Raw genomic sequence first — 17,705 nt, 5'->3', positions numbered from 1 at the left:
GGTGGGTAATGAGGTACGTACATCATAGTGCCGCAAAATCTGGTTGGAATCAAGTCGAATCACTCTCCAACATCACGCAAAGGCGGCGACAAAAGGTGAAAGCCCATTGGCCTCTGTGGTAGGGATTGGGCGGTAGCGTTCCTATTCGCGATGGCACGGACCGCCCCGAAATGCCGACGACATTGCATGGCGGATTGTCGGGGCGGTTGCCAGGGCTCATACGGAACTCCTTAGAGTACGTCTTCTTATGTCGACCGTGTTGGCCCGCATGACACGCTGTGTGTTGCGCTTGAAGCGTTTTAGAATATTGCGCATCGATCACACATGTCGGAGCCGATGGTTTTTGAAGCTCTGAGTGGGATGCTGGAAAGTGTGATTTGCCAGCATCCCCGCAAGAACAAGTCAACGATGGTGGATTTCAGTACCCAGAACCTTCAGGCACTCCCGAATAAAGGCTGCAAGTGCGGTCCAGCCCTTTGCGGATACCATGGTGCCGTCAACGTAGGCCTCGGTCGGCGACAGGTCGATATAGGTGCCCCCAGCAAGGGTTACTTCCGGCTCGCAGGCACCCAGGGCGGCAACCTTCTTGCCGCGGACCACCCCATCCACCGCGATGAGAATCTGCACGCCGTGGCAGATGGTGAAGATCGGCTTTTGCGTCTCGTGAAAGTGGCGGACAATTGACTGAATGCGCTTGTCGGTGCGGATATATTCAGGACCACGGCCCCCAGCACAGTAGACAGCGTCATACTGACCGAGCTGGGTCTCGGCCTCAGCGAACGTCTTGTTGATCAGGGCAAAGTGACCGAGCTTTTCGGTGTAGGTCTGGTCCCCTTCGAAGTCATGCAGCGACGTCTTGATCAGGTCGCCGGCCTTTTTGTCGGGGCAGACAACATGGACCGTGTGCCCCACCGCTTCCATGGCCTGCTGGTAAACAAAGATTTCGTATTCTTCGGTGAACTCACCGGTCAGCATTAGTATCTTCTTGCCTGGCATCGACTATCCTCCTCTTTGCACTGTCGATGTGAGGACGGCATCGCCGTCCCCACTGTGGTTGTTTAGAATGGTGAATCGGGGAAATAGTATTCCTTCGCATTCGCCTGCGTGATCAAGGGAGCGTCGAGCTTCACCGCACCACGCACGGGAGCCTGTCCGACGAACTGAGCCGCCGTCAGGTAAATCGCCGTCTTGATCATCGACGGGGGGTAGGGCGTCTCCACGGGCGTCACTGCGTCGCCGTCGATAACCTTCTTGACAATGTCCTTCATCCCATTGCCGCCAAGAGCGAGTTTGATGTCCTTGCGGCCGGACTCCTTGACGGCCTCAAGGACGCCGAGCAGCATGTCATCATCATTGGCCCAGACCGCATCAATATGCGGATACTTGGCAAGGTAGTCCTGCATCAACTTGAACGCCTCATCACTGTTCCAGTGAGCGTACTGCATGTCGAGCACCTTGATGCCGGTGTCCTTGATCGCATCCTGGAATCCCTTGATGCGCTCGTCGTCGATGACGGTCGGAATGCCCCGCAGCACAACGATGTCGCCCTTGCCGCTAAGCTTGTCGATCATGTACTTAGCAGTGTTCCGGCCAACGGCGATATTGTCGCCGGCAACGTAGAGACCTTGAATGGATGGATCTGTCAGGCCGCGATCCACGACAGTGATAAATGTCCCTTTCTCCTTGATCGCTTTGACCGGCTCGGTCAGCTCCTCGGAGGAATAGGGCAGGATAACAAGCGCATCGATTTTGCCAGAACCCGACAGATCCTCGATCGCGGAGACCTGGTCGCTTGCCGATGGCGACGTCTTCACCGTGACATGAAGACCGGGGAAGGCGGCATTGATTTCCTTGGCCGCCATCTGGGCATGGTAGACGACACCTGCCGTCCAACCATGGTCTGCTGCCGGAATGGAGACCGCGATCTCCTTCTTGTCCGCGGCCAGGACATGGCTTGCCGTTAGCAGCGAGCCGAGTGCGACCGCTGCCATCCATTTCTTCACTAACATTGATTGACTCCTCCCAAGAGTGGACCGTTTGCGATCAATACCCGTGCGGTCCGGACACAGGCTATTTCGAGAACCTTTGTATGAGCATGGCGATGATGATGATAACGCCCTGTACCCCCGACACGAGGTATTCGGACACGTAGTTCGACAGGACCATCAGATTGGCGATCAGCTCCAGGATCACCGCACCGGCAACCGTCCCCCAGATATGTCCTTTGCCCCCGCGCAGTGCCGTTCCGCCGATGACGACCGAAGTGATGACCTGCAACTCCCAAAGCAGTCCCGTCGTTGGCGTGGCCGCTCCTAGGCGCGGTATGTAGCAGATCGCGGCGATCGCAACGCAGATCCCCTGGATGGCATAGGCGATGGTACGGGTGCTGATGATGGAAATGCCGGAGTAGCGGGCGACGTCTTCGTTCGCACCCACGGCCGCGCAGCGACGCCCGTATTTCAAGCGATAAAGGATGACGGAAGCGACAAGAGCGGCTGCGATCGAAATCAGAATCGGAACAGGAATGCCGAGGAAGGACCCGAAATAGACCGGACGGTAGGCTTCCCGCAACGAGCGGTCGATCGGGATGGTGCCGCCATCCGTCAGGTAGGTGATCAACGCCCGGAATATTCCCATCGTCCCGAGTGTCGCGATGAATGGCTCGATCTTTCCCACTGTTACGATGAGGCCGTTCAAGAGGCCACAGAACAAGCCGACGATCAGCGCGACGCCCATGCCTGCGGGAATCGCCCAACCCTGGAGGGTGGGTGCCATCGCATTCATGAACATGATGGTGATGCCTGTGATAAAGGCGGCCATCGATCCGACAGACAGATCGAGACCTCCAGATGAGATCACGAAAGTCGCGCCAACGGCAATGATCGCGATAAACGCGCTGCGTGTGATGACGTTGCTGAGATTTGTGGCAGCCAGAAAGTCGGGGTTGACGGCAAAGCCGATAATGAGGAGAGCACAGAGCGCGAGAAATGGCCCCGTATCGGCCCAGCTGATGCTCCACGCCCTCTCTCGCCCGAGTGCCCCCGGGCTCGTAATCATTGTCATGACAGTCCTCCCATTCCGCCGCGATCAGTCGTTGCAAGCAACGCTATGTTGCTCTCGGTCATATCCTTGCCGCTCAGTTCGCCATTGATCTGCGCCTCCCGCATCACCAGGATCCTGTCGCAGATCCCAATTAGTTCCTGCATCTCCGACGAGATGACAATGCAGGATTTTCCTTCGGAAACCAGCTTCTGGATGAAGGCGTAGATTTGCGCCTTGTTGGCAATATCGATCCCGCGTGTGGGCTCGTCGATGATGACGATGGCCGGATCAGAGAGCAGTACCTTCGCAAGCAACAGCTTTTGCTGATTGCCTCCGGAGAGCTGCCCCGCCTTGACACGCCGGCTCTTGACCCGGATGTCGTAGTGTTCAACCTCTTCGTCGAGCAACGCATCTTCGCGTCGGCGGCGGATATGAAGGCCGGGATTGAGACGGTTTAGTGCGGAAAGCGTTAAGTTCGGCGCAAGGCGTTCCTGCAAGAGCAGGCCTTTTCCCTTGCGGTCTTCGGTCAGATAGCCGATCCCAGCGTCGATCGCTTCCCTTTGGGAGCGCAGATGAACAGGCGCGCCCTTGAGCATGACCTTGGCGGTTGCTGGCCGCAGGCCGACGAGGCCCTCAAACAGCTCCGTGCGGCCTGACCCGATCATCCCAGCAAAGCCAAGCACCTCGCCCTTACGTGCGACAAACGAGACGTTCCTGGCATAGCCTGGAACAACGGCGTCTCGTACCTCGAAGATGACGTCGCCGTTGGTGTCGCCCCCCTTCGGCGGATAGAGCGTCGCAAGTTCGCGGCCAACCATCAGACGGGCCATGTCCATCTGGGAGAGCGTTTTTCCGCAATAGGTTCCGATCAATTTGCCGTCGCGCAGAACCGTAACGCGGTCGGCAAGTCTTTCGACTTCCTCAAGACGGTGGCTGATGTAGAGAATGGCGATGCCCCGTGCCTTCAGACGTTCGATAATCGTAATGAGGCGTTCGACTTCGGGCCCGGTAAGAACAGCGGTTGGCTCGTCGAAGATCACCACCCGATGCTCCTCCAGGAGCGCGCGTCCAATCTGGACCATTTGCCGGTCAGCGAGTGCCAAATCACGAACCAAGGCAGAGGGCGATGCGTCGCACCCGATATCTTCCAGCAGTTCGCGCGTGCGGCGCTTCATGGTCCGATCGTCGATGAAGCCTCCTCGGGTGACTTCTCGCCCGAGAAAGAGGTTTTCCGCCACGGTCAACGCCTCCGCCAAGAGGATTTCCTGGTGGACGAGAACAATTCCTGCCGCTTCGGCCTGGTGCGGTCTTGAAAAATGCACCGGCTGGCCGTCGATGAGAAGACGGCCGCCAGTCGGCTCGACGTAGCCCGCCAGGAGCCGCATCAATGTCGATTTGCCGGCACCGTTTTCGCCGATGATCGCGTGAATTTCGCCCGGGAGAATGTCCATCACCACGTCCGTCAAAACCGTTACAGGACCGTAGCGTTTGACGAGGCCATCGGCCCGAATGACCGGCTGCTCCTTGCCCTTCGCCGGCGATCCGACGATGGAGAGTTTGCTTGCTGTTTCGACGGTAGTGGCGGACATGACGACACTCATTCGAACGCGGGGAGAAGACGGTCGCGCGACTGCTCGATATGACGCCGCATGGCCGCGGCCGCTTTGTCTGAGCTCCCACTTGCAAAGGCAGCCAGGATCTCCTCGTGTTCGTCGAGCGCCTCTTCAGTGACCCTTGAATGAAACATCAATCGGAAGATGTGGAAGTGGGTATGCTGGAAGCCAAGGGTTTCCCTTATCAGCTCATTGCCAGCGATCTCCATGATCCTGTCGTGAAAAACAGCATCCTGACGGGCGAACGTCGAATACCGCAGTCGCTCATCCTTGCCTTCTCGCCTGGCCATCACCCCGGCAGCTTCCTGCAGTGCTTTGAGTTTGTCCTCATCCATCAAGGCGGCTGCCTTTGCAGACGCGTCAGGCTCGAGAAGCAGACGCAATTCGTAAAGCTCGTCGAAACGCCGCCGGCTGATCTGCGGTGCTGCGCGGTATCCGACCAAATGCGTCTTGACGACCAGACCTTCGCCTTCGAGCCGGCCCAGAGCCTCGCGGATCGGGGTATGGGAGACGTTGAACTCCTTGACGAGACTGTCGACGGTGATCCGTGAACCAGGGATCATCTGCAGCGACATCAGCTGCGCGTAAATCGCCTCGTAGACCTCGTTCGCAAGGCTATTTGGTCGCGAAATTGGGCCGCTTCCGGCGCGAACAAGTGGGGCGGGCATGGGTAAGTTCTGCATGGTTTTCCTCTTGACAGGACCAACGACTAACACGATGCTCCGGGCAATTCAATCCCATATCATATACGATTTTATCTCGGACATGATATCGGCTTGTTTCGAGCGCGCGCCGAGGGGCGATAGGGGAGGGAATGACATGACGGTTTTTGCAGGGCTAAGGCTGCCACGCGAGATAGTCTTCGGTGCCGGGCAACGACATGCCTTGCCGGCCATCGCAAGGCGGCTCGGCGAGAGGGCGTTCGTGTGCACCGATGAACGCTTCGCTGCCACTGAGACGTTTCAGACAATGATACAGGCCTTGCGGGCGGCAGGTCTGGAGGTGCACGTATTCGACCGAGTTCTTGCCGATGTGCCACGAGACTCGGTTACCGCCTGTATCGAGGGGGCCGCTTCATTTAATCCCCAAATGGTTATCGGCATTGGCGGCGGTAGCTGCATGGACATGGCAAAATGCGCAGCACTTCTCCTGAGCCACGGCGGCGCATTGCAAGACTACTACGGCGAGCTAAAAGTTCCTGGCCCTATCCTTCCTGTGATCGCGGTCCCCACCACCGCGGGAACCGGCTCCGAGGTAACGCCAGTTGCGGTGGTTTCGGATCCAGACAAGACATTGAAGGTTGGCATTTCCAGCCCTCATCTCATTGCCACGGCCGCGCTCTGCGATCCTGATCTGACGGTGACATGCCCACCTGGCCTGACGGCGATTGCAGGCGCAGACGCCCTGACCCACGCGATCGAAGCCTACACAACCTCGCGAAAACAGGCGGATCATGTGCTGTTCCAGGAACGCGTCTTTGTCGGCAAGAACGAGTTGACTGATCATTTTGCTATGATGGCCATGCGATTATTGGGTCGGAGCCTTGAAAAGGCAGTTCTCAATGGGGCAGACGAGCTTGCGCGCAGCGAGGTCATGCTGGGATCGCTCGCCGCCGGCTGCGCGTTCGGAACGGCCGGGACGGCGGCGGCCCACGCTATCCAATACCCGGTCGGCGCGTTGACGCACACGGCGCACGGCCTCGGGGTGGCAACAGTCCTACCCTATGTCATGACTTACAATCTTAAGGTCGCGGTTGCCGAATTCGCTAGCATAGCAAGAATTCTCGGGCTGGAAGACAAAGGCCGAACGCAGGAGGAAATGGCCGGTGCCGCCATATCCGAAGTTGTGCGGCTGTTTAAGGCGATCGGAATCACGGGGTCGCTAGCAGATCTCGGTCTTGAAGCAGACAAGATCGAATGGACCGCCCAGCAGGCTCTCGGCATAGGCAGACTAATCAACAACAATCCGCGGCCCCTCGATCTGACCTCGATGAGGCGTCTGGTCGAAGCGGCCTATCACGGCAATCTCGCCGCATCGGCAATGTAAGATCGACAGGAGTGCATCATGGACCTTTCCAATCCTAACCTTACTGCCGAGGAGCAGGACCGTCTCAGTGCCATCACTCGCGGCCTCTATATTGGCGGTGATTGGCTTTCGTCGCAGAAAGGGCAAACCATAGCCGTCATCGATCCGGCGACGGAGACGATCATTGCCCACGTCCATGATGCGACCCCTGCCGACGGGATTCGCGCCGTGGAGGCCGCGTCTACGGCCGCAAAGAGATGGCGGCACACGTCTCCACGCGATCGTTCCGAGATCTTGCGACGGTGCTTCGAACTCATGAAGGCGCGCTTGGAACCGCTTGCCCGTCTGATCTCTCTTGAAAATGGGAAAGCGCTGGGCGACGCCCGATCCGAAGTCTCCTATGCCGCCGAGTTCTTCCGCTGGAACGCCGAAGAGGCCGTACGGATTTCAGGGGAATTCGCTACAGCGCCATCCGGTGCCAACAGGATCATTGTCGATTATCAGCCGATCGGCATATGCCTTCTGATTACGCCGTGGAACTTCCCCGCAGCAATGGCAACGCGAAAGATCGCGCCGGCACTCGCTGCCGGCTGCACAGTCGTACTCAAGCCGGCGAGCGAAACGCCCTTGACAGCCTACGCACTCGCCGCGCTGTTCGAGGAAGCGGGCGTGCCGCCCGGTGTTGTCAACGTCGTCACGACCTCTGACCCCTCTTCATTGACAGCGGTAATACTGGCGGACCCGCGGGTAAGAAAGCTTTCCTTCACCGGATCGACCGGCGTCGGGCGGATATTGCTGGGCGAGGCGGCCAAGCACGTAATTTCCTGCTCGATGGAACTTGGCGGCAATGCGCCGTTTATCGTCTTTGATGACGCCGATCTGAATGTCGCCCTTGACGGTGCGATGATCGCCAAGATGCGGAATGCCGGCGAGGCATGCACGGCCGCCAATCGCATCTACGTTCAGTCTGGAATCTATGACGCATTTGCTGCGGGCCTCGCCCAACGCATGTCTGCGCTCACCGTCGGACCGGGCCTGGATGAAGCGACGGTCTGTGGACCGATGATCACGGAGAAGGCGGTTGCGAAGATTGACGGGCTCGTCGAGGACGCCCGCAGGAAGGGAGCAGAGCTGCTTTGCGGCGGGGCGCGCGCAAACCGAAAAGGGTTCTACTACCTGCCAACCGTCCTCTCGCATGTACCGCCCAATGCGGAGATGGCCCGGGAGGAAATCTTCGGGCCAGTTGCCCCGCTGTCTCGCTTTGAAGATGAAGACGAGATTATCGCTCGGGCAAACGATACTGAATACGGATTGTCCGCGTACGTCTTCACCCGTGACACTGTGCGCGGCATGCGCGTGGCAGGGCAGATCGAGGCGGGAATGGTCGCGCTTAATCGCGGACTTGTGTCCGATCCAGCGGCTCCCTTTGGAGGCGTCAAACAAAGTGGCCTTGGCCGTGAGGGTGGGCAGCATCATGGGATAGCGGAGTTCATGGAAGCCAAGTATATCGCAACCACCATCTAATGGAGGCAGCATGCCGGAGACAGATCCTTTTCGCACGCGTGATCATGTCGCAAACTTCGACTCCATCGTGGAGGAGATGGTGTCCCGAAGCGCCGCCACTCGCGCAGCGCTCGAGATGGTCGCGGACGTTCGCTATGGAGAAGGGCAGGGCGAGACGCTCGATCTCTTTCTGCCGCCGCGGCCAGCAGCCGGCATGCCTGTCCATATCTTTATCCATGGCGGCTATTGGCGAATGTTCTCAAAAGATGACTATTCCTACGTCGCCAGGACCGTCACGGAAGCGGGAGCGATCGCCGTCATCGTTGACTATGCCCTGATGCCGACCGTCACAATGCGGACGATCGTCGAACAGATCCTGCGCATGAGGGCTTGGACGGAAAGCAATATAAAGCAGTTCGGTGGCGACCCCCGTCTGACATCGGTGAGCGGCCATTCTGCGGGAGCGCATCTTGCCGCATTTCTGTTTCGCGGGGATGCTGCACTGCCACAAATACGCTCGGCATTCCTGCTTGGAGGGATCTACGATCTTAAACCCTTGCAGACGTCGTTCCTCCGGAAAGAGATTGAGATCACCGACGACGACGTCGTCGCCTTCTCGCCAATTTCGTTCACGTACGATCCGTCGCCGAAAATAACGATCGTGGTCGGGGACAGGGAAACAGCACCGTTCCACCAGCAGGCTGAAGCTTTCACCGCTCTTCTGGTGGAACAGAGACTGCAAGCGGCCAAGATTGCTCTGCCCGAGAGTGACCACATGTCGAGCGTAAGGGATCTCGGCTTGCCGGGAACGGCGGCATCTCGGCTGCTTCTCCAAACCATCTCTAAGAGCTGAAGGAAACCCGATGATCTTCACAGGATCACCGGGTGCCGATCACTTGGATTAGTCAGTGATTCAACTCGACGGCGCTATCCTTTCAAGTCGCTTGTCATGCCCGACAAGGAGCAACACGATTCCCCCGAGAAGAGGTCCTGCCGCCAGGGCGAGCAGCGCAACGCTGGTGCTGCCGCTGGCATCGCGCACGGCGCCGTAGACCGAAGGCCCGATCCAGCCGCCGAGATTGCCGACGGCATTGATCATGGCGATCCCGCCGGCGGCGGCCGTGCCGGTCAGCATCGTGCCGGGGATAGACCAGAAGCATGGTGCAAAGGACTGGTTTCCGATGACAGCGATGGTGAGCACGATCATCAATATGACCGGGTGATCCCCACCGACGAATTTACAGATCAACATGGCCGCCGCAACAATGAACATCGTCGAGCTCGCATGCCAGACGCGCTCGCCGCTGCGGTCGGAGCTGTAACCCCACAAGATCATCGCCACAAAACCGAAGATATAGGGGATGGCGGCCACCGGCCCGATCCAGTCCTTGCTGACACCGAGGCCTTTGACGATGAGCGGCATGAAGAAGACGAGACCATAGCCGGCATACTGATGCCCAAGTTCCACGAATGTGAGGAGCCATACCTTCGTATTGCTAAAGGCTGCCTTCAGCGTGAAGGTCTGCACCGATTCCTGCTGCGCTCGTTCCGTGGCAAGGCGCGCCTCGAGCCAATCTTGCGACTTCTTGTCCAGCCAGCGAGCTTGGCCGGGGCGGTCGGTCAACTGCCAGAGGATAAGGGCTCCGGTGACAATCGACGGCACCGCTTCGACAACAAATAGCCATTGCCATCCGGCAAGTCCGAGATAGCCGTCGAGATGCATGAGCAGGCCGCCGATCGGGGGCCCCAGGATCTGCGAAATGACCCCTGCCGACATGAACCAGGCGACGACCCGGCTACGATATCTTGCCGGAAACCACCAGGTGATGTAGATGAGCACCCCCGGAAAGAACCCAGCCTCCGCCAGTCCCAAGAAGAAGCGAACGGTATAAAAGCTCCAGCCGTTCCACACAAAGGCTGTCAGCGCCGAGACGATCCCCCAGGTAACAAGGATGCGGGTCAACCAGACGCGGGCACCAAAGCGGTCAAGGACCAGGTTGCTCGGGATCTCCGCGAGCAGGTAGCCGAAGAAGAAAATGCCCGCTCCAAACCCGAACTCGGCGTTGGAAAAGTTCAGTTCCGGGCTCATTGTTGTCGCTGCCATGCCGATATTGGCGCGATCCAGGCTGGCACAGAAATAGCCGAGCATCAGGATCGGCACCAACCTCCAGGTGACCTTTCGCATCGTCTGGCGTTCGATTGTACTTGTGTCGGGCGGTGGGGCCGCATCCATGTCTCTTCTCCCATATGTTTGAATTCACTCTGCCGCGGGCCTTCGTCCCACCCCTCCCCCAGGGACGCGACGAGAGGGCTTCAGCGCACCCGCAGTTGCTCCAGCGCCGTCTCGTCGATGTCGATCCCCAGCCCTGATGCGGTCGGCAAATGGAACAGGCCGTCCATCGGTTTCGGTGCATTGGCGAAAATTGCGTGACGTCGCGAACTCGGATCGTCGAGCTCGCAAGGTTTGGTGGCATGGAGCTGCGTCGCGCAAACGTGAAGGTTTGCCAGATGCCCTATGGTTGGCTGGGTCTGGTGTGGCACAAGTTCGACGCCATGTGCCTGACAAAGGGCGGCGCAACGCAGAAGGCCGGTGATGCCACCCATCTTCACGATGTCGGGCTGCACCATGCGAACACCTGAGTCGATCAGATCGACGATTGCGGCAGAAGTGTAGCTTTGTTCGCCGGCTGACACGGTAATGTCGAGTTTCTGGGCAAGCGCCCCGAGCTCACGCGGATGATAGTGCTGGAGCGGCTCTTCGAACCACCAGTATCCGAGCTCTTCCAAGGCCCGGCCGACGCGAATGGCACCTCCGAAGGAAAGACCGTTGTTGGCATCGAAAGCGAGCGGAAAATCGTCGCCGACCAGACGCCGCACGGCGCGGGCCTTTTCGATGTCGCCGGCTATGTCTTGATCGAGCTTTGTTCGGTCATTGTCGAAGCGAATCTTGATCGCGGCAGGATTGTCGCGCATTCGCGCTTCGACAATGCGGCAGACTTCGTCAACTGTTCTTTGGCCCACGCTGTTGCGGCCGATCGAGGCATAGAAGGGCAGGGATGTCCGCCAGGCTCCCCCGATCAATTTGTAGATCGGCTGACCGAGCAGTTTTCCCTTGAGATCCCACAGCGCAATGTCGATTGCCGCCAGCGCACCGGTGAGCGCTCCTTCCGGGCCAAGCTTTACGAGGCGATGGAGGAGCCGGTCCTGGAGGACGGCATGGTCCAGGGGATCCGCGCCAACGAGGGCAGATGCTATGTCGTTGTCGATCATGGAAAGGGACGCACGCCCCCCTTGCATCGGAGAGGCTTCACCAATGCCTACCAGACCGTCGTCGGCATGGATGCGCACGAATGCGCTGCGCATCGCCGGCTGATCATCCGGCGACCATTGGACCTGAAAAGTTTCAACGCGTTCAATCTTCACGGCTCTCACTCCATATTATAGATTATATATAATCTTTTTTCGATAATGAGATCAAGTGTCGAGGTATAGCAAGTCACGAAAGGGAGATTTCGGTGCTGGACAACATGGAAAGAGAGTTCGACGCCCTTGGCGTCCCCAACTATCAGCGCGTCCGCGATGCGATGCGTGCAGACATCGCCCGTGGAAATCTTGCGCCGAACGCCCACCTGAAAATCAATGATCTCGCAGCCCGTTACCGCCTGAGCCCGGCGCCAATTCGCGAAGCATTGGCGCAGTTGGCGGCAGAGGGTTGGGTGGTTATTCACCCAAACCGAGGCGCATGGGTAAGGGTGATCGACGAAGCCTTCCTACAGGATTTGAACGAAATCCGGATCGCCCTGGAATCCTATATCACCGGCCAGGCGGCCGCCGTTGCGACACCTGCCCAGATCGAACTGCTGGAGCAGATTGAATCTGATTACGAACGGGCCCTCTCCATCGCGGGGCCGACGGACACTGGTCGTCTCGTTCAGCTGAATGCTGCGCTTCATGATGCGATCAAAGCCATCCGCCCCAATCAGGAGGCCAAGGCGCTCATGCAGCGCCATAGCATCTTTTTCAATACGATGAGAGTGGCATGGGGCTATGGTGACTATCGCCCGCATCAGATTGCGGAAGAGCATCGACGTTTGATTGAGGCGTTTCGAAAAAACGATGGCGCTTTGGCAGAGCGTATCTGCAGGGAGCATATCGCCCACGCCATGCAAGACCTTTTGAGCCTTTGGCGAACACGAAACGGCCGGTCGTAGACGACGTGTACCGGTTCGCTCGAGCGAACCGGGAGCTGCTTATTTTATCCTTTCCGACCGAGCGCAGCGCCATGGGTCGACCGCGGGCATGAAGATCGCGGGGAGCATCCATCAACCACCCTATCTTGAACGAAACAGCCGGTTTGGTTTAGGGCTTGTGCGGGCGTATCGCCATTGCCGACAATGGCCCGAAGGAGATTGGAGTAAGCCGGCAATTATGCCTTTCTTTCTGCCAATCTGCGAAAGAGTAAATCTTCTCTGTCTTCTATTGGTGCAAGGCGAAAGCGGTGACCATGAAGCCCGGCAATCTTTGCGGGAAAGGATATCAGCCGTCCGTCTTCCGAACCCCGCGCTAGCGACGTGACGAAGATGCGGTCCATGCTTTTGCCGCCGAAACAGATCATCGAGGGAGACGATACGGGAAGGTTGATTTTTTCAACGAGGTCACCGGTCGCTGAAAACCTGTTCAAGCAGCCGGCTGAAGCTCCCGCGCTCCAATAGTAACCTTGGCTATCGACGGTTCCGCCATCCGGTCGTCCATCCGTTTCCGAGAGGCGGGCGATGATGTGGTTATTCGAAAGACTGCCCTCGACTGGATCGTAGTCGAAGACCTGCAGGAGCTGGCCGCGACTGTCGGAGTGGAACATGCGTCGTCCATCTGCGGACCACGCAAGGCCGTTGGATGTGTAAAGACCGTCAATCATGCGGGTACAGTGCCCGTCAGGATCAATGCGGTAGAGCGCAGCGTCCGGCCTGCGCGGGTCAGAGAGATTCATGCTGCCAACCCAGAAGCGGCCTTCGGGACTGGCCTTGCCGTCGTTCAGCCTGTTGCCGGCGCGTTCGGGCTCGGGGGTTGCAAACAAAGTCAGCGTGCCCGTGGCAAGGTCGAACAGATAGACGCCACTACGCAACGCCACAATCGCGCCCCCCCCCTCGCAGAGCGCGAAACTGCCTATGTCCTCCGGCATTCTCCATCTGTCGGTTTCGCCGGTTTGCGGATCGGTGCGGATCAGAGCGGGATCGAACATGTCGACCAACCAGATGCAACTTGTCTCAGCATCCCAGAACGGGCTTTCCGGTGCTGTCAGGCCGCGAAGATGTGTCTCGCAGGTCTCCAAATGGGTGTATGCGACACCCAAATCGTCCGCAGGGTCAGAGAACCGAGGCATCACATTATCCTTTGCGGTAGTTCGCCTTTCCGTGTGCGATCAGCGCAGCCGGCAGGCACAGGCTAGGTTTTGGTCGCGTCGTCGAGAGCGATGACAGCCGCAGCATTGGCAAGGGAGGTCGCCAGCGTATTAATCGCCCCTGTCCGCAGCGCCCCCAGGATGATGGCCGTCTTCGTTGCTTCGGAGGCAATAGCTATGACGTTGTTTATGTTACGTAATTCCTGAAGGCCGAGACCTATAACCCTGCCTTCGATCATGCCGCCAAGGCTGCGGCCGTCGATCGAGATGAAATCGTGCCCCATCACATCGCCGACGGTTCCGGCAACGCGGGCCTGGGTGAGTTCCTGTGGGGTGAAAAGACCCATGCGAATGAGATTGCTGTCTTCCGAGAGGTCGCCGAGTCCGACCAGCGCGACATCGGCGCGCCGCGCACAGTCGAGCGTCTCCTTGACCGTCTCGTTGCGCAACAGTGCTTCCTTCAGCTCGCGCGTTGCAACGATCGCCGGCGCATAGAGCGTCTTTGCATGTCCGCCGAAGCGCTGCTCGAGACGGCGGGCGATGTGATCCGGATTGAGCGCGGCTGCACCATGCACGGAACCCCCGATCGAGGGCGCGAATAACAGCTTGCGCGGGGTTGCCGAACTCGGCGCCTCGGTGATCGAGGCGACGTTTCGTCCCATGCCGACAGCGACCGTCATGCCATCCGTCAGAATCTGGTCAAGATAGGCAGCCACCAACGCGCCAGTGGTGTTGCGCTGCTCCTCTTCAGTGGGCTGATTGATGGCCACAAGAAGCTTGTTCAGGCCGAAGCGCCGCTGGAACTCTGCCTCGAATTTCCATGCGAGGTTGGGGTTGGCGCGCACTTGAATGCTGACGATCCCCATTTCCCGCGCACGCTTCAAAACCCTGCTGATCCGAGAACGGGACATGTTGTACCGGCGCGCCAGATCCTCCTGCGTCACCTCCTGCAGGTAATAAAGCGCAGCTATTTCAGTCGACTGATCGATATCTAAATCATTCATCGTCGTTGCTTTGGCCATCTGACTGCATCCCTCGGGGAAAGAGGATGCCGGGGTATCAGAAATCGGTCGAAAAAGACAAGATATCGGTAAGCCGGGGGATGGAGGTCTGCGCCCCTGGCAATGTGCAGGCCAGGCTTCCCGCTACGATACCCCGCCGTACGGCGGTTGCAAAATCGCTTCCCGCGTCCAATGCGGCTGCAAATGCTCCGACGAAACTGTCGCCCGCGCTGGTCGTATCCACCGCGGTTACTTTCGGGGCAGGAATTTCCAGATGCGCACCCTGATGCCATGCCTGCGCTCCCTTGGGACCGAGCGTGACGATGGTGCTGCAGCCATAGGCGCGATGCAGGGCTTCGGCAGCTTCTGTCGGCTGGCCTACGGAAAGGCCGACGGACTCTGCGACGATCATGGCCTCGTGTTCGTTGACCACGAGGACGTCGAGCTCTCTCAGCGTCTCCTCGGGAACGCGTTGTGCGGGGGCGGCGTTCAGCACGACCCTCGCACCGCGGCGGCGCGCCAACGCGACGGCCGCGAAATTTTCCGGCAGTGTCACTTCCATCTGCAGAACCAGCGTGTCCTGCGATCCGAATTCGAGCGCTTCAAGCTGGCTCACCCGGGTATCGAGATTGGCGCCGGCTGCGGCAATCACCGTATTCTCACCATCGGCGGCGACTGTCACGAGACAAAGACCTGTTGTGCGGTCTGAGCGCGCAACATGCGAGAGGTCGACACCTTCGGCCCGCAGCAGCGCGGTCGCCAGTTCGGCATGCTCATCCCGTCCAACCGTGGCCACGTGGACGACCTTCGCTCCGGAGCGGGCAGCCGCCAGCGCCTGGTTGCCGCCCTTCGATCCGGGCACCAGCGCATAGCTCGGACAGGCAAGAGACTCACCGGGCGAGGGAATGCGGGGAACATTTGTCACGAGATCGAGCGCGACAGATCCAAAGATGACGATCATGGCCTTTACCTTTTGCGGAGGTCGACCCGGATGGTCCGGGTCGACCGATTTAGCCACTACTTGTTGCGGAACTTCAGCAACGCGTCGACGTTCTGTGCGGTGACGGGAGTCCACGGAACGTTGTAGTTGGCGGACTTGCCATCGGCAAACGGCATGTCCGGATACTGCTTCCAGACGTCCGACTGCGGCTGATAGCTAGGATCAGCCAGCTTTGCGGCAACGTCGAGCGAGCCCATTGCCTGCGCACGCGCATCCTGCAGGATGGAGGTCATCTCGCCGGCCTTGACAGCCAGCAGGGCGTCAGTGATGCCATCGATACCAGCGATTGCGAAATCGCTGACATTCAGGCCCTGGCCCTTGATGGCTTCGATCGCGCCGAGCGCCATTTCATCATTCTGGCCAATGACACCGTTGATCTGGCCCGGGTAGCGGGTCAGCCAGTTTTCCATCAGAGCCTGTGCTTCCGCACGCGACCAGTTGGCGGTCTTGGTCTCGAGAACCTTGACGTTCGGGCATTCGGCAAGTGCCTTGTCGTTGCCCTGGCTGCGCTGGATCTGTGCGGAGATGCCGATCGGACCCTGGATGACGACGACGTTGCCCTTGCAGCCGATCTTGTCGAGCACGGTCTTGGCTTCCATGTAGCCCGACAGCGTGTCGTCAGAGCCGACATACGACGACAGCAGGTCGGTGTTGGCCTTGGTGTTCGTGCCGACGACCGGTATTTTCGCGTCATGGGCCATCTTGACGGCAGTCGCGCCGGCATCGGCGTCGATCGGAGCGAAGATGATTGCGTTGTACTTCTGGCTGATCATCGTCGAGAACTGATCCTGCTGGACCAGCGGATCGTAGCGGCCGTCGAACACGGTCACCTGGACCTTGCCGCTCTTAACGGCTGGGCTTTCCTGGACGGCGGCGGCCCACAGCTGCATGAACTCGGCCTTGAGGCCGTAGAGCGATACGCCGACCTTTATGGGGTCTGCGGCGCTCGCGAAGCTGGTCAACGCCGACAGTGCAAGCGCGCTGACGATGCCAAGTTTAAGAAGTTTCATTTCGGTTCCTCCCGTTGGGTTGCTGCGTGGATGGTAGGGGTGGGCGTTGCTGCCCGTTCACTCGGCCTCTTTTTGGCGAGAGCTGTCGATCATGACGGCCAGAACGATGATCAGGCCCTTGATGATCTGTTGGTAGTTTGAGTCGACCCCCAGGAGATCGAGCCCGTTGTTCATGACGGCGATGATCAGCGTCCCAAACAAGGTTCCGGTCACAGAGCCTGTGCCGCCGGAAAGGCTTGTGCCGCCGATGACGACTGCCGCGATGGCATCCAGTTCGTAGGAGACCCCGGCCTGTGTCAGGCCCGATCCGGTGCGTGCTGCCAAAAGCAGGCCGGCCAGTGCCGCCGTGACGCCGGAGATCATGAATACCGAAAGGCGAATGCGCGAAACCCGGATACCAGACGTGTTGGCTGCGCGCGGGTTGCCGCCGACCGCGTAGACATGCCGGCCGTAGCGCGTCTTGTTAAGCACCCACCAGGAGACGGCGAAGACGACGAGCAGCACGATGATGGGAGCCGGAACGCCGAACACATGGCCAGTGCCCATCCACCGGAATTCCGGTGTCAGGCTGGGTACCGGCTTGCCGCCGGTATAGAGCATTGTGAGCCCTCGCGCAGAGGAGAGCATGCCCAGCGTGACGACGAAGGAAGGGACGCGGAAGCGCGTTACGATCATGCCCGACACAGTGCCGCAGATGAGGCCGATGATAAGGCCGACAATGATCGAGACCAGCGCCGGGTAAGGCGTGCCCGGCACGCCAGCGACTGGTGACATCGTCGCGAAGCTCGCGCCGACGATGCCGGCAAGCGCCACGACCGAACCCACGGAAAGGTCTATGCCGCGCGTTAAGATCACGAAAGTCAGGCCGATCGCCAGGATCCCGTTGATCGAAGACTGGCGCAGCATGTTCAGAAGATTCTGCGATGTCAGGAAGTAGGGAGAAATGACCGTCAGGAGGCCACAGAGCACGAAGAAGGCAATGATGATGCCATAATCTCTTAAAAGGCGGCCGATCAGCGGAGCCGGCGATGCCTTCAGGCTGCTGCTGGCAGTTTGGTTCTGTGTATCCATCGTCCTATTCCACTTTGTTCTCTGGGTACCCTGCCGGTGACC

Annotated in this window: 16 protein-coding genes; 4 read left to right on the top strand and 12 right to left on the bottom strand. The window is 59.1% G+C overall.

What is annotated here, in order from left to right:
- Positions 1 to 402 precede the first annotated feature (402 nt).
- The 5 genes from DTW90_RS27180 to DTW90_RS27160 all read right to left on the bottom strand — a co-directional run bounded on the left by DTW90_RS27180 (position 403) and on the right by DTW90_RS27160 (position 5,323).
- Positions 403 to 996, bottom strand: coding sequence for a DJ-1/PfpI family protein (locus DTW90_RS27180; RefSeq protein ID WP_132527456.1), 594 nt, complete (start codon positions 994 to 996; stop codon positions 403 to 405).
- Positions 997 to 1,058: 62 nt separating this feature from the next.
- Entirely contained in the window at positions 1,059 to 1,991 is a 933-nt protein-coding gene (locus DTW90_RS27175) for a substrate-binding domain-containing protein (RefSeq protein ID WP_246665073.1), read from the bottom strand.
- Between the two features lie 79 nt (positions 1,992 to 2,070).
- Positions 2,071 to 3,063 carry an ABC transporter permease gene (locus DTW90_RS27170; RefSeq protein WP_149342402.1) on the bottom strand — a complete coding sequence of 331 codons (993 nt, stop codon included), beginning with the start codon at positions 3,061 to 3,063 and terminating at the stop codon, positions 2,071 to 2,073.
- Entirely contained in the window at positions 3,060 to 4,631 is a 1,572-nt protein-coding gene (locus tag DTW90_RS27165; protein WP_246665062.1) for a sugar ABC transporter ATP-binding protein, read from the bottom strand. The genes DTW90_RS27170 and DTW90_RS27165 overlap by 4 nt, the downstream gene beginning before the upstream one ends.
- A gap of 8 nt (positions 4,632 to 4,639) precedes the next feature.
- On the bottom strand, positions 4,640 to 5,323 hold the full coding sequence (locus DTW90_RS27160; RefSeq protein WP_165927972.1) for a GntR family transcriptional regulator: 684 nt from the start codon (positions 5,321 to 5,323) through the stop codon (positions 4,640 to 4,642).
- Positions 5,324 to 5,474: 151 nt separating this feature from the next.
- Here DTW90_RS27160 and DTW90_RS27155 point away from each other — a divergent pair, with 151 nt between their 5' ends.
- Genes DTW90_RS27155 through DTW90_RS27145 form a run of 3 tightly spaced genes read left to right on the top strand, consistent with a single transcriptional unit; the run spans position 5,475 to position 9,036 of the window.
- The gene (locus DTW90_RS27155) at positions 5,475 to 6,701 is read left to right on the top strand and encodes an iron-containing alcohol dehydrogenase (RefSeq protein WP_149342396.1); all 1,227 of its coding nucleotides are present in this window, start codon (positions 5,475 to 5,477) and stop codon (positions 6,699 to 6,701) included.
- 18 nt (positions 6,702 to 6,719) lie between these two features.
- The gene (locus tag DTW90_RS27150) at positions 6,720 to 8,204 is read left to right on the top strand and encodes an NAD-dependent succinate-semialdehyde dehydrogenase (protein WP_149342394.1); all 1,485 of its coding nucleotides are present in this window, start codon (positions 6,720 to 6,722) and stop codon (positions 8,202 to 8,204) included.
- A 10-nt stretch (positions 8,205 to 8,214) separates the two neighbouring features.
- Positions 8,215 to 9,036, top strand: coding sequence for an alpha/beta hydrolase (locus DTW90_RS27145; protein ID WP_149342392.1), 822 nt, complete (start codon positions 8,215 to 8,217; stop codon positions 9,034 to 9,036).
- A 60-nt stretch (positions 9,037 to 9,096) separates the two neighbouring features.
- Here the strand turns inward: DTW90_RS27145 and DTW90_RS27140 are convergent, their stop codons facing one another.
- On the bottom strand, positions 9,097 to 10,416 hold the full coding sequence (locus DTW90_RS27140) for an MFS transporter (protein ID WP_149342390.1): 1,320 nt from the start codon (positions 10,414 to 10,416) through the stop codon (positions 9,097 to 9,099).
- An 80-nt stretch (positions 10,417 to 10,496) separates the two neighbouring features.
- Positions 10,497 to 11,606, bottom strand: coding sequence for a mandelate racemase/muconate lactonizing enzyme family protein (locus DTW90_RS27135; protein WP_149342388.1), 1,110 nt, complete (start codon positions 11,604 to 11,606; stop codon positions 10,497 to 10,499).
- Between the two features lie 92 nt (positions 11,607 to 11,698).
- On the opposite strand from DTW90_RS27135, the gene DTW90_RS27130 reads away from it, so the two are divergent.
- The gene (locus DTW90_RS27130) at positions 11,699 to 12,394 is read left to right on the top strand and encodes a GntR family transcriptional regulator (RefSeq protein ID WP_149342386.1); all 696 of its coding nucleotides are present in this window, start codon (positions 11,699 to 11,701) and stop codon (positions 12,392 to 12,394) included.
- A 215-nt stretch (positions 12,395 to 12,609) separates the two neighbouring features.
- On the opposite strand, the gene DTW90_RS27125 is transcribed toward DTW90_RS27130, so the two are convergent.
- From DTW90_RS27125 to DTW90_RS27105, 5 genes are all read right to left on the bottom strand, one after another.
- Entirely contained in the window at positions 12,610 to 13,563 is a 954-nt protein-coding gene (locus tag DTW90_RS27125; protein ID WP_149342384.1) for an SMP-30/gluconolactonase/LRE family protein, read from the bottom strand.
- A gap of 62 nt (positions 13,564 to 13,625) precedes the next feature.
- Complete coding sequence (locus DTW90_RS27120; RefSeq protein ID WP_132527480.1) at positions 13,626 to 14,603, bottom strand: sugar-binding transcriptional regulator; 978 nt, start codon at positions 14,601 to 14,603, stop codon at positions 13,626 to 13,628.
- Between the two features lie 37 nt (positions 14,604 to 14,640).
- Entirely contained in the window at positions 14,641 to 15,543 is a 903-nt protein-coding gene (locus tag DTW90_RS27115) for a ribokinase (protein ID WP_132527482.1), read from the bottom strand.
- 56 nt (positions 15,544 to 15,599) lie between these two features.
- Positions 15,600 to 16,592, bottom strand: a complete 993-nt coding sequence (locus tag DTW90_RS27110) for a substrate-binding domain-containing protein (RefSeq protein WP_132527484.1) — start codon at positions 16,590 to 16,592, stop codon at positions 15,600 to 15,602.
- 57 nt (positions 16,593 to 16,649) lie between these two features.
- Positions 16,650 to 17,663, bottom strand: a complete 1,014-nt coding sequence (locus tag DTW90_RS27105) for an ABC transporter permease (RefSeq protein ID WP_132527486.1) — start codon at positions 17,661 to 17,663, stop codon at positions 16,650 to 16,652.
- Between the last annotated feature and the right edge of the window lie 42 nt (positions 17,664 to 17,705).

It is taken from the genome of Neorhizobium sp. P12A, from assembly GCF_008365395.1.
GTDB lineage: Bacteria > Pseudomonadota > Alphaproteobacteria > Rhizobiales > Rhizobiaceae > Rhizobium.
Note: the sequence above shows the minus strand (reverse complement) of the source record. Positions and strands in the feature narration are given on the sequence as shown.

Coding starts and splice junctions, on each gene's coding strand:
- DTW90_RS27140 (WP_149342390.1), bottom strand. CDS start 10,416: ATGGATGCGGCCCCACCGCCCGACACAAGTACAATCGAACGCCAGACG.
- DTW90_RS27115 (WP_132527482.1), bottom strand. CDS start 15,543: ATGATCGTCATCTTTGGATCTGTCGCGCTCGATCTCGTGACAAATGTT.
- DTW90_RS27170 (WP_149342402.1), bottom strand. CDS start 3,063: ATGACAATGATTACGAGCCCGGGGGCACTCGGGCGAGAGAGGGCGTGG.
- DTW90_RS27180 (WP_132527456.1), bottom strand. CDS start 996: ATGCCAGGCAAGAAGATACTAATGCTGACCGGTGAGTTCACCGAAGAA.
- DTW90_RS27110 (WP_132527484.1), bottom strand. CDS start 16,592: ATGAAACTTCTTAAACTTGGCATCGTCAGCGCGCTTGCACTGTCGGCG.
- DTW90_RS27175 (WP_246665073.1), bottom strand. CDS start 1,991: ATGGCAGCGGTCGCACTCGGCTCGCTGCTAACGGCAAGCCATGTCCTG.
- DTW90_RS27150 (WP_149342394.1), top strand. CDS start 6,720: ATGGACCTTTCCAATCCTAACCTTACTGCCGAGGAGCAGGACCGTCTC.
- DTW90_RS27125 (WP_149342384.1), bottom strand. CDS start 13,563: ATGCCTCGGTTCTCTGACCCTGCGGACGATTTGGGTGTCGCATACACC.
- DTW90_RS27160 (WP_165927972.1), bottom strand. CDS start 5,323: ATGCCCGCCCCACTTGTTCGCGCCGGAAGCGGCCCAATTTCGCGACCA.
- DTW90_RS27105 (WP_132527486.1), bottom strand. CDS start 17,663: ATGGATACACAGAACCAAACTGCCAGCAGCAGCCTGAAGGCATCGCCG.
- DTW90_RS27120 (WP_132527480.1), bottom strand. CDS start 14,603: ATGGCCAAAGCAACGACGATGAATGATTTAGATATCGATCAGTCGACT.
- DTW90_RS27145 (WP_149342392.1), top strand. CDS start 8,215: ATGCCGGAGACAGATCCTTTTCGCACGCGTGATCATGTCGCAAACTTC.
- DTW90_RS27165 (WP_246665062.1), bottom strand. CDS start 4,631: ATGTCCGCCACTACCGTCGAAACAGCAAGCAAACTCTCCATCGTCGGA.
- DTW90_RS27155 (WP_149342396.1), top strand. CDS start 5,475: ATGACGGTTTTTGCAGGGCTAAGGCTGCCACGCGAGATAGTCTTCGGT.